Source organism: Peribacillus sp. FSL K6-5616 (assembly GCF_038008245.1).
Taxonomy (GTDB): Bacteria; Bacillota; Bacilli; order Bacillales; family DSM-1321; genus Peribacillus; species Peribacillus frigoritolerans.
Map to the genome: position 1 here is coordinate 4729435 of NZ_JBBOYT010000001.1, position 16895 is coordinate 4746329.

General features: G+C 44.3%; 11 protein-coding genes. 3 read left to right on the top strand and 8 right to left on the bottom strand.

Annotated elements, in window-relative coordinates; genetic code table 11:
* Nucleotides 1-52: 52 nt before the first annotated feature.
* From uvrA to MHB45_RS23045, 4 genes are all read right to left on the bottom strand, one after another.
* Nucleotides 53-2932 (bottom strand): excinuclease ABC subunit UvrA, encoded by a 2880-nt coding sequence (gene uvrA / locus MHB45_RS23030; protein ID WP_048684084.1) that lies wholly within the window; start codon nt 2930-2932, stop codon nt 53-55.
* A gap of 6 nt (nt 2933-2938) precedes the next feature.
* Nucleotides 2939-4924, bottom strand: coding sequence for an excinuclease ABC subunit UvrB (gene uvrB / locus MHB45_RS23035; RefSeq protein ID WP_048684098.1), 1986 nt, complete (start codon nt 4922-4924; stop codon nt 2939-2941).
* Between the two features lie 220 nt (nt 4925-5144).
* Nucleotides 5145-5375: a CsbA family protein gene (locus tag MHB45_RS23040; protein ID WP_034309928.1), complete on the bottom strand. Its 231-nt coding sequence runs from the start codon at nt 5373-5375 to the stop codon at nt 5145-5147.
* Nucleotides 5376-5563: 188 nt separating this feature from the next.
* Nucleotides 5564-7147 (bottom strand): catalase, encoded by a 1584-nt coding sequence (locus tag MHB45_RS23045; RefSeq protein WP_105718808.1) that lies wholly within the window; start codon nt 7145-7147, stop codon nt 5564-5566.
* A 219-nt stretch (nt 7148-7366) separates the two neighbouring features.
* On the opposite strand from MHB45_RS23045, the gene MHB45_RS23050 reads away from it, so the two are divergent.
* On the top strand, nt 7367-9625 hold the full coding sequence (locus tag MHB45_RS23050; protein WP_161922818.1) for an MMPL family transporter: 2259 nt from the start codon (nt 7367-7369) through the stop codon (nt 9623-9625).
* Nucleotides 9626-10063: 438 nt separating this feature from the next.
* Entirely contained in the window at nt 10064-10597 is a 534-nt protein-coding gene (locus MHB45_RS23055; RefSeq protein WP_048684074.1) for a YceI family protein, read from the top strand.
* Between the two features lie 57 nt (nt 10598-10654).
* Here the strand turns inward: MHB45_RS23055 and MHB45_RS23060 are convergent, their stop codons facing one another.
* Nucleotides 10655-11710: a FecCD family ABC transporter permease gene (locus tag MHB45_RS23060; protein ID WP_048684072.1), complete on the bottom strand. Its 1056-nt coding sequence runs from the start codon at nt 11708-11710 to the stop codon at nt 10655-10657.
* Nucleotides 11707-12711 (bottom strand): FecCD family ABC transporter permease, encoded by a 1005-nt coding sequence (locus MHB45_RS23065; RefSeq protein ID WP_338566760.1) that lies wholly within the window; start codon nt 12709-12711, stop codon nt 11707-11709. Before MHB45_RS23065 ends, MHB45_RS23060 begins: the two co-directional genes overlap by 4 nt.
* Before the next feature lie 190 nt (nt 12712-12901).
* Here MHB45_RS23065 and MHB45_RS23070 point away from each other — a divergent pair, with 190 nt between their 5' ends.
* A complete protein-coding gene (locus tag MHB45_RS23070; RefSeq protein ID WP_161922094.1) occupies nt 12902-13891 on the top strand; it encodes an ABC transporter substrate-binding protein in 990 nt (329 codons plus the stop codon).
* 67 nt (nt 13892-13958) lie between these two features.
* Here MHB45_RS23070 and MHB45_RS23075 read toward each other — a convergent pair whose 3' ends face one another.
* Together MHB45_RS23075 and MHB45_RS23080 are read right to left on the bottom strand one after the other, a co-directional pair.
* Nucleotides 13959-15152, bottom strand: coding sequence for a PDZ domain-containing protein (locus tag MHB45_RS23075; RefSeq protein ID WP_338566763.1), 1194 nt, complete (start codon nt 15150-15152; stop codon nt 13959-13961).
* Nucleotides 15153-15344: 192 nt separating this feature from the next.
* On the bottom strand, nt 15345-16769 hold the full coding sequence (locus MHB45_RS23080) for a S41 family peptidase (RefSeq protein ID WP_072272257.1): 1425 nt from the start codon (nt 16767-16769) through the stop codon (nt 15345-15347).
* Nucleotides 16770-16895 lie beyond the last annotated feature (126 nt).

Here is a 16895-nt window from a genome sequence, read left to right on the forward strand (position 1 = left end):
ATTCCGAACCCCTTTTGTCTACAAACTGAAACAAGCCTGATGGCTTGTTCTTTTAAGCATGTTCATGCTCTGTTTCTTTTTCTTCAATCCAATTTTCCATACGAATTTGATCACGGGTAAGTACAGGTTTTAAGTATTTTCCCGTATACGATTCAGAAACTTCACATATTTTTTCAGGTGTTCCATAAGTGACGATCGTACCGCCCTTATCTCCGCCTTCCGGTCCCAGGTCAATAATATGGTCCGCCGTCTTGATGACATCCAGATTATGCTCGATCACCAAAACTGTATCCCCATTGTCAACCAGCCGCTGCAGCACCTGGAGCAGCCTTGCTATATCGTGGACATGAAGTCCGGTCGTCGGTTCATCCAAGATATAAAATGAGCGCCCAGTGGAACGGCGATGCAATTCAGAAGCGAGTTTCACCCTTTGCGCTTCACCGCCTGATAAAGTCGTGGCAGGCTGTCCAAGCTTGATGTAACCCAAACCAACGTCATAAATCGTTTGTAGCTTCCGTTTGATTTTTGGGATATTTTCAAAGAAACTAACGCCTTCCTCGACTGTCATATCGAGGATGTCGGATATGTTTTTCCCTTTATATTTCACTTCAAGTGTTTCCCGGTTATAACGCTTACCATGACAGATTTCACATGGGACATATACGTCTGGGAGAAAATGCATTTCAATCTTGATAATGCCATCACCACGGCATGCTTCACAGCGGCCGCCCTTCACATTGAAACTGAACCTGCCCTTTTTATAACCGCGTATCTTCGCTTCATTAGTCGAGGCAAATACGTCACGAACATCATCGAATACACCCGTATAGGTAGCTGGATTCGATCGTGGGGTCCTGCCAATTGGTGATTGGTCAATATCAATGACCTTATCTAAATGCTCAACTCCCTTAATCTCGCGGAAATCGCCTGGTCTGGCTTTTGCCCGATTCAGCTTTTGAGCCAAAGATTTATGGAGGATCTCATTCACTAAAGTACTTTTCCCTGAACCGGAGACTCCTGTAACGGCTGTGAAGACCCCAAGCGGGAATTTGACATTAACGTTTTTCAGATTATTTTCCTTGGCACCTTTTATCTCAATGACACGGCCATCATTTTTCCGGCGTTCCAATGGCAATGGAATGAATTTCTTCCCTGCCAAATATTGACCCGTTAAGGATTTAGGATCATTCATGACCTCTTCCGGAGTACCAGCGGCCACTATTTCTCCTCCATGCGCTCCAGCTCCTGGACCAACATCGATTAAATAATCCGCAGCAATCATCGTATCTTCATCATGCTCGACAACAATCAGGGTGTTCCCGATTTCTCGCATATTCTTCAATGTTTCGATCAATCGATCGTTATCCCTCTGATGCAGCCCTATTGAAGGTTCATCCAAAATATAGAGGACTCCCGTTAAACGGGAACCGATCTGCGTCGCCAATCTTATACGCTGCGCTTCACCGCCGGATAATGTTCCCGCTGCCCTGCTCAACGTCAAATATTCCAAACCTACATTGGCCAGGAAACCGAGCCGCTCACGAATTTCACGTAAAATCAATCTCGCAATTGCCGCTTCCTTTTCAGTCAAATCAAGCTCATCGAAAAATACCAACGCATCTTCCACTGATAAAGCTGTCGTTTGACTTATATGGACCCCTTGAATGAGCACGGAAAGACTCTCTTTCTTCAATCGATGACCCTTACAGGTTGGACAGTGATGTTCTGACATGTATTTCTGCATTTGCTCACGAATATAGTCTGAACTCGTCTCCTTGAAGCGCCTTTCGATGTTTCTTAAAACTCCTTCAAAAGGAATATATCCTTCTTGCACTCTTCCAAAATCATTTTTATAACGGAAATATATCTTATCTTTACCTGAACCAAGCAAGACCTTATCCATCTTCTCTTCCGGTAAATCTTTAACGGGCACATCCATATCTATTCCATAATGGTTGGCCACCGCTTCAAGGAGCTGAGGATAATATTGAGAACTCGTCGGCTCCCATGGCGCAATCGCATGTTGACGGAGGCTTAATTCGTTATTCGGGATGACCAGATCACGGTCCACCTCAAGCCTCGCCCCCAAGCCATCACAATCCGGGCAGGCCCCGAACGGGCTATTGAAGGAAAACATCCTCGGCTCTAACTCTTCAATCGAAAATCCGCAGTATGGACAAGCATGATGTTCACTGAAAAGCAGCTCTTCCTCACCCATTACGTCAATGATGACTTTGCCTTCGCCAAGCTGCAAAGCACTTTCCAATGAATCTGCAAGCCTGGCCATGATCCCCTCTTTAATGACGATCCGGTCAATGATGACTTCAATCGAATGTTTCTTATTTTTTTCGAGAGTGATTTCCTCACTGAGATCATGCATTTCCCCGTTCACACGAATGCGGACATAACCTTGTTTCTTAACATCCTCCAAAACTTTCGCATGTGTCCCTTTTCTGCCTGAGACGAGCGGTGCCAATACCTGAAGCTTGGTTCTCTCAGGGTAATCAAGAATGCGGTCCACCATTTGTTCGATCGTTTGTGAGGTGATTTCAATATTATGGATCGGACAGGTCGGCCTGCCGACCCGTGCAAATAACAGCCTTAAATAATCATAGATCTCCGTAACAGTCCCTACGGTTGAACGAGGATTCCGACTGGTCGTTTTCTGGTCTATGGAAATGGCTGGTGACAAACCTTCGATCGCATCGACATCCGGTTTATCCACTTGGCCTAAGAATTGACGAGCATAAGCGGACAGTGATTCTACATAACGTCTTTGCCCTTCTGCATAAATCGTATCAAAAGCCAAGGAAGACTTTCCAGATCCGGATAATCCGGTCAGCACAACAAGTTTGTCTCTCGGTATCGTGATATCAATATTCTTTAAATTGTTGGCCCTGGCGCCTTTTATCACAATTTTATCCATTGCCATGTTTCGTCACCCTTCCGCTTTTAACTCTAGTAATAAATCACGCAGCTCGGCAGCTCGCTCGAAGTCCAGTGCCTTTGCCGCTTCCTTCATTTCTTTTTCCATGCTTGCCATCACTTTTAAACGCTCTTTTTTAGGGAGCTTAGCAAGGCTTGGTGCAAGATCTTCCTTATACTCTTCGCCTTCTTCGGCTACATGCGTCGCCCTTATGGAGTCACGGATATCCTTTTGAATGGTTTGAGGCATTATTCCATGCTCTTCATTATACTTCTCCTGGATTTCACGGCGCCGCCTCGTTTCATTGATGGCAAGTTCCATCGAATTCGTGATGCGGTCTGCATACATGATGACATGGCCGTTGGCATTACGGGCTGCACGGCCCATCGTTTGAATAAGCGAACGTTCCGAGCGAAGGAACCCTTCCTTATCGGCATCCAGAATGGTCACCAACGACACTTCCGGAATATCCAGGCCTTCCCGTAAAAGGTTGATTCCAACGAGTACATCATATTTGCCCATTCGGAGTTCCCGGATGATTTCTATCCTTTCCAAGGTCTTCACTTCCGAATGAAGATATTGGACCTTGATGCCGATTTCCTTTAAATAATCAGTTAAATCTTCAGACATCTTTTTCGTCAAGGTCGTTATGAGCACACGCTCGTTCTTTTTGACGCGCTCCTGTATTTCACCGATCAGGTCATCTATCTGCCCTTCAATCGGCCGCACTTCTACCGTCGGATCCAGCAATCCGGTAGGACGGATGATTTGCTGAACCATTTCTGGCGTATGTTCGAGTTCATATGGTCCCGGAGTTGCCGAAACGAATATGGATTGATGGACCTTTTTTTCAAATTCTTCAAATCTTAGCGGGCGGTTATCTTTCGCAGACGGCAGACGGAAGCCATGGTCGACGAGCACTTGCTTTCGCGCCTGATCTCCATTGAACATTCCGCGGATTTGCGAAAGGGTTACATGTGATTCATCCACGACCAATAGGAAGTCCTCTGGAAAGTAGTCCATTAAAGTGTATGGTGTCGCACCTGAGGGACGAAGGGTTAAATGGCGGGAATAGTTCTCTATCCCTGAACAAAAGCCCATTTCCCGCATCATTTCCAAATCATAGCGGGTCCGCTGCTCCAAGCGCTGTGCTTCAAGAAGCTTTTCATCTTCCCTTAATTCCTTCAGTCTCTCTTCCAGTTCCGTTTCGATATTTTGAATGGCTATCCGCATTTTCTCTTCGCGGGTTACGAAGTGGGAAGCCGGGAAAATGGCAATATGTTCCCGTTCACCGGTAATTTCACCGGTCAGGGCATCGACTTCACGGATACGGTCAATCTCATCCCCGAAAAACTCGACCCGTACACAATGTTCATCACGGGAGGCCGGGAAAATTTCGACGACGTCGCCGCGAACGCGGAAGGTCCCCCGTTGGAAAGCAATATCATTCCTCTCATATTGAATGTCCACGAGTCTGTGCAGCAAGGCATTCCGGTCTATTTCCATGCCTGTTCGGAGGGAAACGACCATCTCCCGGTACTCTTCAGGAGAACCGAGTCCATATATGCACGAAACACTGGCAATGATGATGACATCTTTCCTTTCGAACAAAGATGATGTGGCCGAGTGACGCAGTTTATCGATTTCATCATTGATGCTTGCATCTTTTTCGATGAATGTATCCGTGGATGGAACATAAGCCTCTGGCTGGTAGTAATCATAATAGCTAACGAAGTATTCGACCGCATTATTAGGGAAGAACTCTTTGAACTCACTGTAAAGCTGCCCTGCCAACGTTTTATTGTGGGCAATGACAAGAGTCGGTTTATTGATCTTTTGGATCACATTGGAAACGGTGAACGTTTTTCCTGTACCCGTTGCCCCCAATAGCGTCTGCATTTCCTTGCCTTCCTTAATCCCTTCGACCAGCATTTCAATTGCTGCCGGCTGATCTCCTTGAGGAGAGTATTTTGAGACTAACTCAAACTTATCCTTCACCAAGCATGGCCTCCTATTGAAATATTTTTATATGAAAACGGGACATGCCTATATCCCTTCTATTTATTCCGGCTTAATAAAGCATATATACACATTCTACCACAATAGCCTGAAAACAAACCAGCAATAAGCGAACATCCATTCGTTTTTTTGTTTTAATGAACTTCATGATGTGTTGAGGGGAATGACAAGTTTGAGTACAAAAAAAGCACCTTTGATGTCAGGCGCTCTTAGATGTACGTTTCATCATTCTTTTTGATAACCAAAAACCCACTGTCAGGGATAAGGCATCGACGATGATCAATAAGTTTGTATGCGTATAACCTTTATATGCGGAAGCTGTAATCAAGGCAACAGTTAAAACAAGGCCTACGACATTGTTATAGGTGACTCTTGAAAATAGCATGACAAGTAGACAAGGAAGGAAAAGGGCAGAAAGAATTTTAATCATTTTTTCATCTCCTTTATAAGAGAAAAATAGAGTAGTTTCAGTTTAAATGATTATGAAGTTTTTTGCCAATCAATTTCCTGCTTGATTTTCAAGGCATCCTTGGAAGAGTATCACACATCCATCAATTATGCCCAATAAAAAAAAGAGGCAAACCCCTTTATAAGGAAGTTTGCTTCTTTTCAGTTCAATCAATATGGATCCGCTTCATGCCCTTTTCTAACGGCGTCCTCAGGGTTATCCGTCCCACCCAGTGGTTTTGAAGATTCCGTATGTTCAGATGCCGCGGACAGTCCCTCTTTCAACCTGCGGCCATACTCTTCATCGGCCTCTTCGGCAAGTGCTATCATTTTTTCCTGAATGCGCTTGTCGGCAGGAGCCAATGCCGCCACTAAATTGGAAATTAAATCGTCTTTTTCCCAATCCTCGAATTCCCGGAACGTTTCCCCGGCCTGTTTCGTATTGTTTTGGCGATCGATTGTCTCACGGACAAGTTTCCCTTCCACCATAGGTGTATACTCTTTACCCGTTTGATTGGCTTCCTTCAAGCCGCCAACAGTGGATGGTTCGTAGTTGATGTGGGGGCTTTGGCTGCCTCTGCCAACTTCATATTGCATCTGTCCGCCAGTCTGATTCGTGGCAGTTCGTTTCTTTGGAGCATTGATCGGCAGTTGCAAATAATTCGCGCCAACACGGTGACGCTGTGTATCGGAATAAGAGAATGTACGTCCCTGTAACATCTTGTCATCAGAAAAATCCAGTCCATCAACTAGGACACCGGTACCGAATGCAGCCTGTTCGACTTCAGTGAAATAGTCTTCAGGGTTTTTATTCAATACCATCGTACCGACATGCAGCCATGGGAACTCATCTTTCGGCCAGATCTTCGTATCATCCAGCGGATCGAAATCCAACTCAGGATGATCATCATCACTCATGATCTGTACGTTGAGATCCCATTCAGGATAGTCCCCGCGTTCAATCGCTTCATATAGATCCTGTGTGGCATGATTGAAATTCGTAGCTTGAATTTCATTGGCCTCTTGCTGCGTCAGGTTCTTGATCCCTTGTTTCGGTTCCCAATGATACTTGACGAGCACTGCTTTCCCTTCCTCATTCACCCATTTATAAGTATTGACCCCTGATCCTTGCATCATGCGGTAGTTAGCTGGGATGCCCCATGGGGAAAACACAAAGGTAACCATATGGAATGTTTCAGGCGAACTTGAGCAAAAATCGAAAATCCTCCTGCCGTCCTGAATATTCGTGACCGGATCCGGTTTGAAGGCATGAATCAAATCCGGGAATTTCATGGCATCACGGATAAAGAAAATTTTCAGGTTATTGCCTACAAGATCCCAGTTTCCATCTTCCGTATAAAATTTAACGGCAAATCCCCTTGGGTCACGTAACGTTTCCGGGGACGTCCCTCCATGAATAACAGATGAAAATCTCACGAATACCGGGGTTTTTTTACCTTCTTCCTGAAAAACCTTCGCTCTCGTATATTTTGAAATCGGCTCGTCCCCCGCTTTACCGGTCGGAACGAAATAACCATGCGCACCTGCACCGCGGGCATGTACAACCCGTTCAGGGATGCGCTCCCTATCGAAGTGGCTGATCTTTTCCAAAAAATCATAGTTCTCAAGTGTACTAGGACCTCTGTTCCCTACAGTTCTCAGACTCTGGTTATTCGTTACCGGGTGTCCTTGCCTGTTCGTTAATGTTTCATTCGTTTCATCATTTGTTTTTTTGGATTTATCAGACAAAAAAATCCCTCCTTTGTTAATAAAAGCCACAATACTACTATACTTTCCCCCATTCCCTATATTTAACTCTTCAATCTTCAAAATTTAATTGAAATTAGGTAAATAAGTACTTTTCCCCTATATATAGATGAGCCTATTTTCATGCCATTAACGACTTGAAGCATTTAGTAGTCGGAGTGAGCATACCCATTTTTGTATAAGTCAACATCACACCACTATAATGAAATGAGGATAAAAAATTTAAAAAGCGGGGTGCCTTCATTGGACGAATCAATAATAGGAAGACTTGGCAGGATGATGACCGGAAAAACCAGTCGTTGGGTTGTCATTGCCGCATGGATAATTGCAGCAATCGCATTAACCTTTACATTGCCTGCCGTTAATGATCGAACAGCAAATAATGCCTCAGACTTGCCTGAAGACTCGCCTTCTGTCGTGGCTGATGAACTTATTAAAGAAGAGTTTCCAAATTCCTCTGGAATACCTGCCCTGCTTACATGGCATCGGGAAGGTGGACTGACAGAGGCCGACTTGGCTGAAATCCAGTATCTTTCCAAGGAACTGACAGATAATCCATTGACACAGCAATCTTTCTTACCGCCGCTTCATGAAATTCCGTTGCCTGCTCTTAAAGGATCGGTTTCAGAAGATGGAACGACTTTCGTACAGCCGCTTTTCTTTAAAGAAAATACCGAGACTGAAATTCTCGAAAAAAATCTTGAAAGCATTAATGAAGCAGTAACGGAGCGCATTGGAACGGACCCATTCAATGTCCCGACCGATTCAGATGAATTATCCCTTCGAGTGACAGGCCCTGTAGGGATATCAGTCGATGCAACGGGTTTATTTTCAGGTGCTGATTTCAAATTGCTTTTAGCGACAGTAATACTTGTACTTGTCGTATTATTACTCATTTACCGCTCTCCGCTTTTAGCCATAATTCCTTTAATCGGAGTAGGCTTCTCCTATATTGTCACAAGCCCGATCCTTGGCTTCATGGCAGATCATGGTTGGATTACAGTCGATTCACAGGCCATTTCAATCATGACCGTATTATTATTCGGTGCCGGGACGGATTATTGTCTATTTTTAATTTCTCACTATAGAAGTGAATTAAGGAATCATGAAAGCAAACGGAAAGCCATGATCGCCGCATTTAAAGATTCATCAGGCGCCATTGCGATGAGCGGGCTAACGATCGTTATCTCCCTGCTAACTTTGCTTGTAGCCAAATACGGAGCCTACCACCGTTTCGCTGTACCATTCAGCTTGTCGATTTTAATCATGATGGTGGCAGCTTTAACACTTGTACCGGCATTGCTTTCTGTATTCGGAAGGGCTTCCTTCTTCCCAATCGTCCCGCGTACACCTGAAATGGAAGAAGCATGGGCCAAGAAAAAGGGAAAAGCCGTCAAAAAGCATAAAGAAGGCCACATCGGTAACTGGATTGGCCATATCGTCACAACCAAGCCATGGACGGTCATTCTTACATGCCTGATCATCTTCAGTGTTTTAGCTGGATATTCTTCACAAATAAAATATTCATATGATATTCTCTCTTCCTTCCCTGAAGATATGAACTCCCGTGAAGGCTATTCTGTCATTTCCGACTCGTACTCACCGGGCGAACTGGCACCGGCGACAGTGGTTGTCGATACGGATGGTGAAGAAATTGATTTAGCACCGGCATTAAAAGGGATGGATATTGTTGAAACTGTTGCCGATCCAGTCACAAGTAAATCGAATAAAGATCTGCAATCCTATGAGGTCACATTCAACATCAACCCATATGATATCGAGGCCATAGATTCCATTCCGGAAATCCGCACAATGGCGGAGAAAGAATTGAAGGCCGCCAATATATCTTCCGTTGATGAAAAGGTTTGGGTTGGCGGGCAGACTGCGACTCAATTCGATAAAAGGGATACCGTCAAATCCGATGAATTCATGATCATCCCGATCATCATCGTCCTGATTTCCTTGCTCCTTTTAGCTTACTTGCGATCTGTGACAGCCATGGTGTATTTAATGGGGACAGTCATTCTCTCATTCTTTGCAGCTATGGGCTTAGGTTGGATAATCCTGCACTATTTCATGGGTGTCGATGCGATAGAGGGGACAATTCCACTTTATTCTTTCGTATTCCTTGTCGCACTTGGAGAAGATTATAACATTTTCATGGTTTCAAGCATTTGGCGTAAGAAAGAAACGATGCCAATCAAGCAGGCCATCAGAAAGGGCGTTGCCGAAACTAGCGGTGTCATAACCTCCGCCGGAATAATCTTGGCAGCCACTTTTTCCGTTCTAGCCACACTTCCGATTCAAGTATTGGTCCAATTCGGGCTCATTACCGCCCTTGGTGTGTTAATGGACACATTCATTGTGCGCCCGTTCCTTGTTCCTGCAATCACCTCCCTCCTTGGCCGCCGTGCCTTTTGGCCGGGGAAAGTGACCAACCAAGAAGAGAAAGAACAGGCCAATTAATAAAGTTGTCCGCTTTACCCTTCTTCATTAAAAACCCTGTGCCCCATAAATGCATAGGGTTTGAGTTTGTAGACAAAAGGGTTTTTACCTAAAATTTCAAAACAAAGCCGATTGTAACGGAAGGTGCGAGACTCCTGCGGGAAAAGCGCGGCGAGGAGGCTTCCGGACCGCCCGCGGAAAGCGAGTGCCTGGAGTTGAAATCATCATTCTTCGAGTTTTATAAACCTTCATAAAAACTGAGATAAACTAGATTTTCATCAAGTTTGTCTACAGTCTGAAGACCTTGTGCCCCATAAATGCACAGGGTTTTTCATCTTTTCAAAATTTAGGAAAACTTTCAGTTGACACTATTGCTTTCAGCTCTTATAATTACATTAAGTTAAGATATCTCAAATTAAAGATATATAAATTCAAGATTAATAATCAGGAGGAATAAATATGACAAATACAAAATGGATAGTCGACCCGACTCACAGCGCTATTGAATTTTCCGTAAAACATATGATGATCGCTAAAGTAAAAGGAAGTTTTAATAAGTTCGAGGCAAGCATTCTAGCAAACCCATCGGATCTAACGACTGCAGAGATTGATTTTACCGTTGATGTGGCGAGTATCGACACACGCAATGCAGACAGGGACAATCACTTGCGTTCCGCTGACTTCTTTGATGTAGAAAAAAACCCTACATTAACATTCAAATCAACAAAAATCGTGAAAACGGATGAAGATGAATACGATGTAACTGGAAATGTGACTCTTAACGGAGTCACACAAGAAGAAACTTTCAACATCACCTTTGAAGGCCAAGGGAAAGATCCATGGGGAAATGAAAAAGCAGGCTTCAGCGGAAAAGGGAAAGTCAAACGCAGTGATTATGGTCTAACATATAACGCGGCATTAGAAACAGGCGGCGTACTGATCGGCGATCAAATCACGCTTACCATCGAAATCGAAGCAGCTAAAGAAGCTTAAAGAAATAAAGAAGCAGCCATCCCTAGGATGGCTGCTTTTTTTTTGCATGTACCGGAATTACGAATTCCTCGTTTTATATAGTAAATAAATGAAGTAAGGTGCCCCGATGCTCGCTGTGAAGACACCAGCCGGTATTTCCAAAGGTGAGAATAAGGTCCGTCCAATCAAATCCGCCACCATAACCAGGATGCCGCCAAGCAAGGCCGAGGTGGGCAGTAACACTCCAAAACTAGAACCAACCAGCCTTCTGGCCATGTGCGGTGCCATTAATCCCACAAATCCTATTCCCCCAGCAAAAGCTGTGGAACCGCCAATCAAGGCCGTACTGATCATCAATAATGTAAACCGCTGTTTTTGGACATGTCCCCCAAGTCCCGTTGCCAGGTCATCCCCCAGCTCCTGTAAATTAATATTCCTGGCATACAGGAAGGCGATTAACAGGAATAGAATCGTCCATGGTGCCAGTACAGCGATATTATTCCAGGTGGAGGTGGACACTGACCCGGTGATCCAAAGGTTTGCCTGGCTCGCTTGATAGACGGGGCCAAGAATCATCATCATCGTAGTGAGCGCCTTCATTAAAGCCATCACCCCAATCCCGATCAACACAAGCCTGATCGGGGGAACCCCATTTTTCCAGGCTAATGAATAAACGAGTAAGGCCACGACTGTCGCCCCAATGAAGGCAGCTAACGGCAGCCAATTGATGCTCACCGTTAATGAATGGTTCTTATCGCTAAAAATGGCCAAGAATCCAACGACCGCTACAGTCGCTCCTCCCGTTATCCCCAAGATATCTGGCGAAGCAAGTGGATTTCGAATCATCCCTTGAAGGATTCCCCCAGCTACAGCAAGGCCCATCCCTACCAACAGGGCAACAATTATTCTAGGCAGGCGGAAAGATTGGATAATAAGCCGGTCACTCTCCGTCCCCCCTCCGATGAAGACCTGGAGAACACTTAGCGGATTTATATTCATTTCACCCACTCCAGTACTGACTACAAACACTAGTGAAGTGACTAAAAATAATATGAAAATCACGATCATGGCTTTTTTATCCATCAAGAATGATATTTTTTCATTAAACAAACGAAAGCTCTTATATGACTTCATCGACCGCTGAACCCCTTTCTAGCTATATAAATAAAGAATGGGGTCCCGATAATGGCTGTCATGACTCCAACCGGAACTTCTCGAGGCATCAGGATATACCTGGATATGACATCGGCTGCAATCAAAAGCACCGCCCCGAAAAGTCCAGAGAAGGGAATCAACCAGCGATGATCGATGCCAACTATAGAACGGGTAAGATGCGGAACGACGATTCCTATAAAGCCAATCGGACCCGCAACCGCTACTGATCCGCCAGAGAGCAGGATGATTGCCAGCCCCAGGACCAGTTTAAGGAATGCTATATTCAGTCCAAGACCTTTTGCAACATCTTCACCCATGGATAACACATTCATTTTACCGGACATGATCAAGGCAAGGGCCCAGCCTACGACAAGATAAGGCAGGACGGCAACTAAATTGTCCAGACTTCTACCGGAAACGGATCCGGCAAGCCAGAATAGGACTTGCTCTAAAAGAGCCTCATTAGAAACAAGAAGACCTTGTGTAAGGGAGGCTACCATCGCCGTCATGGCTGCACCTGCCAATGTCAGCTTCATCGGTGTCAAGCCGCCGCGTCCCATGCTTCCAATCATAAATATGCTTATCGCGGCGATGGCGGCCCCTAGGAATGACAGCCATGTGAATACTTGAAGATTGCTTACCCCAAAAACGGTGACACCAGTGACCACCGCCAATCCCGCCCCGGCGTTGACCCCGAATATATCTGGAGAGGCGAGGGGGTTTTTAGTTAGCGTTTGCATCAAAACCCCGGAGATGGCTAAACTTGCACCGATGGCCGAAGCGATCAGGGCACGCGGAAGTCTGACTGATTGAATGACAATGTGTTCATTCGTCCCATTGAAATCGGTAAAAGCATCGATGGCCATTTTCCATGTTGTATCCGTATAACCGTATACAATGCTTGAGCACAGTAAAAATAGCAGCAAAAGAATGGTAATAAACAGCCCCATCCATTTCTGCCATGAATTTTTTAATAACATATCCAGTTACCTTTCCAATCACGTTTATATATCAGTATTTAATTCAATTGTACTGGCGTTAACAGGATTATGTCAACGAATTTGAGAATCATTTTCAATTATATATTGACAGAAAAGTATATTCATTTTATGATGATGCTGTTAAGTGCGAATGATTATCATTTGCTGACAAATTGGGAGGGATACATAGATGTTTAGATTTAAGTCTTTATTAACCATTTTTACAATATTTGCAGTCTTCCTTCTAGCAGCTTGCGGGAATTCGGATGAAAAGGCCGATGGAAATAAAGCTGAAGACAAGAAAGATGAGAAAAGCTACAAAGTTGAGCATGCCATGGGCACTGCCGAGTTGAAAGAAACGCCTAAAAGAGTCGTCGTTTTAACAAATGAAGGTACTGAAGCATTGATCGCTTTAGGAATTAAACCTGTTGGTGCCGTTCAATCATGGCTTGGTGACCCTTGGTACGACCATATTAAAGATGATATGGATGGGGTCGAAGTTGTTGGTGTTGAACATGAAGTTAACTTAGAGAAAATCGCATCACTGAAGCCTGACTTGATTATCGGAAGCAAGATACGCCAAGAAGCTGTTTATGATAAATTAAATGCAATCGCCCCTACCGTTTTCTCGGAAACGCTAAGAGGAGATTGGAAAGAAAACTTTAAACTATATGCAAAAGCCTTGAACCTTGAAGAAAAAGGTAACGATGTAATTGCGGAATTCGATAAAAACACTGAAGATCTTAAAGCTAAATTGGGTGATAAAGTAAATCAAGAAGTTTCCATTGTTCGTTTCATGGCTGGAACTACTCGTATTTATTACACAGATTCATTCTCTGGAGTGATTTTCGATCAATTAGGATTTAAACGTGCAGAACAACAGAAGGAACTTTTCACTGCAGATAATAAATTAGGCAACCTTGCCATTGAGGTTGGAAAAGAAGTCATCCCTAAAATGGATGGAGATATTCTCTTCTACTTCACTTACGCTCCTGAAGGCGACAAACAAGCCCTAAGCACAGCAAAAGAATGGACGAATGATCCACTTTGGAAAAACCTTGATGCAGTCAAAAACGGAAATGCCCATGAGGTTAGCGACGCAACATGGAATACAGCTGGCGGAGTAATTGCAGCCAATAAAATGCTGGAAGATATAGAAAAAATCATGCTTGAAAAGTAATAACACGTTTCCATTGAAAAAGGCCTTTCCCGATATAATTCGAGAAAGGCCTTTTTATTTTATGTCATTAACCCACTTGTCCGCTTTCCTTCAATTGATCGTCAACGAACAAGAGGCCCAGTTCGTAATGCTCCCCGTCAAATAGAGCTCTTTGCACAAAACGAATCTGTTCATTATTATCGATGACCTCGAGCTTGCAATGTGCCCGGTTTATTTGTAGCGCCCTGTATAACTCTTCTTCTTCCCTGACGACGACCCCATTTATTTTCGAAATGACCTCGCCTTTTTGCAACCCCATTTTATCTGCCGGAGATTGAGGGATAACGCCTAAGATCTGGACACCCAGCTTACTTTTCGAAAAATAAAAAGGAAGCTTTCGATCCATTGCCTTTTGGGAATGATGCAGGAATTCACGGCCAAGGATTGCCAAGACAACCGTTATGATTGCCAATGGAGGGTACCAGTAACCAACTGTCGCCAATACCGTAATCACAATTCCCAATGCCCCTACCTTTTTGCCTTGCGCCTTAATGGCCAGTTCAGGGAGCGTCCCATGAACTTTTTGCTTAAAGCCGATTAAAATGGGCAGTACGATCGGCGACAGGGACATGTCCCCTATTGTAAAAACCGGATACCATTCGAAAGGCGCTGGAAGTTGTCCTCCAGGAATCATAACGAACATGGGAATTAGCCAGACTCTCTGTGAAACATACACACCTATCGGCTGCCCCCTCTTGGATACCTCCAAGTGAGGAGAGACCTTTTTACTTCCATTAGCAACAATCAAAAACCCTTCAGCAATCAGTAATAACCCCATTAAAATAACAAGTGTCGGATAAACGGACCGATCCAGTTGATTAAGGGCATCCTGAAATAACGTCAGCTCGATATCTCTATCATATAAAAAGAACAGGATAAAGAATGTGAGCCCCATTGTATAAACAGGGGAAACAAACCTCTTTTTCATGGATAGCATGGCCAATACCGTAACCACTGCCATGATGGGCATTGCCGCCAAAGGAATGGCGAGTCCGGTTGCCAGCGTGAGGAAGGAAAGGATCAATCCCCCTATCAATCCTTGAGGCAGCATGGAACGCAGCTCCATGGAAAAACTGTAGATCTTCGTAGTAAAATCATGTCGTTCCCGTTTAACGCGAAGATAGCCGATGAATAAGCAATAGGCAATCGAAACATAAAGCAAGGGGTGAAGGAAAAGTTTCCCTAATCCCATTAAGCATGCAATCAGCCAATCCGTTGTCAATTTCTTTCCACCATCCTCAAAAGTAATCAAAATTTTGTCATATTTCGTTCTGGTCAGTTACCTCCTATTCTATCAAAAATGTAGCCTCCATGCCTATTAATTGCAGAAAAATTAGGTTTATCTCAAGTTAGCAGGCAAGGAACGATTAAATGCAAAAGAGGCACCGCTCCAAGGGGAACGATGCCAACAAGTTTACTTCACTAAATAATTCAAAGCCGTGCGTAACTGAATATCATTATCTTCATCCTGGATCTTTTCCAGAATGGCGGATTCCAGTTGCGCTGCGGTTTTAGCATCCAGCTTACCGGTCACATCCAGGCCGAATTGTTTCTGGAATGCCTTTACTGCGATTTCTGTACTCCAATCAAAATATCCATCCTCACGCCCCGGTTCAAATCCGAGTCCTTTCAGAATGCTTTGGGCATACTGGATTTGTTCATCATTCATATCCCGCTCCAACACCTTCTCAATGGCCAGCTGATGGGCATCAAAATACTCCGGTTGTTTGACTTTGATCGTCGGTTCGATCCCTTTTTTGTGGATCCAGTTCCCTGATGGAGTCAGCCACTTATATAACGTAAGTTTAATCTTACTGCCATCACCCATTGGTACAGCTTGCTGTACTGTGCCTTTCCCGAAGGTCTTCTCGCCAACCAATGGATAGCCTCCCGCCTCTTGCATGGCGCCAGCCAGGATTTCCGAGGCTGAGGCGCTGCCTTTATCCGTCAAGACGGCAATGGGATAACTTTTTGCTTTCTTTAGACTTGTGAAAAACGATTGTGTTTCCCCCGTTCTTTCTGCAATTTGCAAATAGGGCTTGTCTTTTGTGATGAACTCGCCAAGAATCGTTTCCACACTGGAAAGAAGGCCGCCTGGATTGCCGCGTACATCTATGACCAAGCCCTTGATTCCCGTCTTTTCCAGCTTCTTCATCTGCTTTTTGAAATCACTTGCAGTATTTTCCGAGAATGTGGTCAACTCGATATAACCGATTTGTTCTCCGCCGACTTCCTTAATTGATGAAAATACGGTATCCAATGGAATTTCGGCACGCACCATATTGAATTCAAGTGGATTATCAATCCCTGCCCGCTTTATTTCCATTTTGACGGGTGACCCTTTTTCGCCGCGGATTTTCAGGCGTGTTTCATACAGATCCAACCCTTCTACACTTTCACCATTCACCTTGAGGATTTGATCTTTCGGCTTTAATCCAGCTTTTTCAGCAGGCGAGTCTTTGTAAGGAGAAACAATTATGACCTTACCATCTTCCATTCCGATTTCAGTCCCGATCCCTTCAAAAGAGGAGTCCAGGGTTTCATTGAATTGCTTAGCGGTCTCCTTGTCCATATATACGGAATAAGGATCTTTCAGCGCTGACAGCATGCCTTGGATGGCACCCTCCACCAGGTTGGAGCCGTCCACCTGTTCTACATACTGACTTACGATCAAGCCGTAAGCTTGTTCCACTTTTGCCCATTCCTTATCCTTCGGTATTTCTTGGCTTTCATCCTTTGCTTCATTCTTGGCCGGAAGGCTTGTCCAATATATGCCCCCGACTGCTCCAATGGCAAGTGACATGATGATTACTAGAGGAAGCACCCATTTTTTGACCATATTTATCCCCATTTCTGACCTGATATGTATTTCACTATATGAGCGTAATGGAAAGAATATGCTTATAGAAAACCACATAAAAAAACAGACCAGGAATTTATCCTGGTCTGTTTTTCATTTGATATA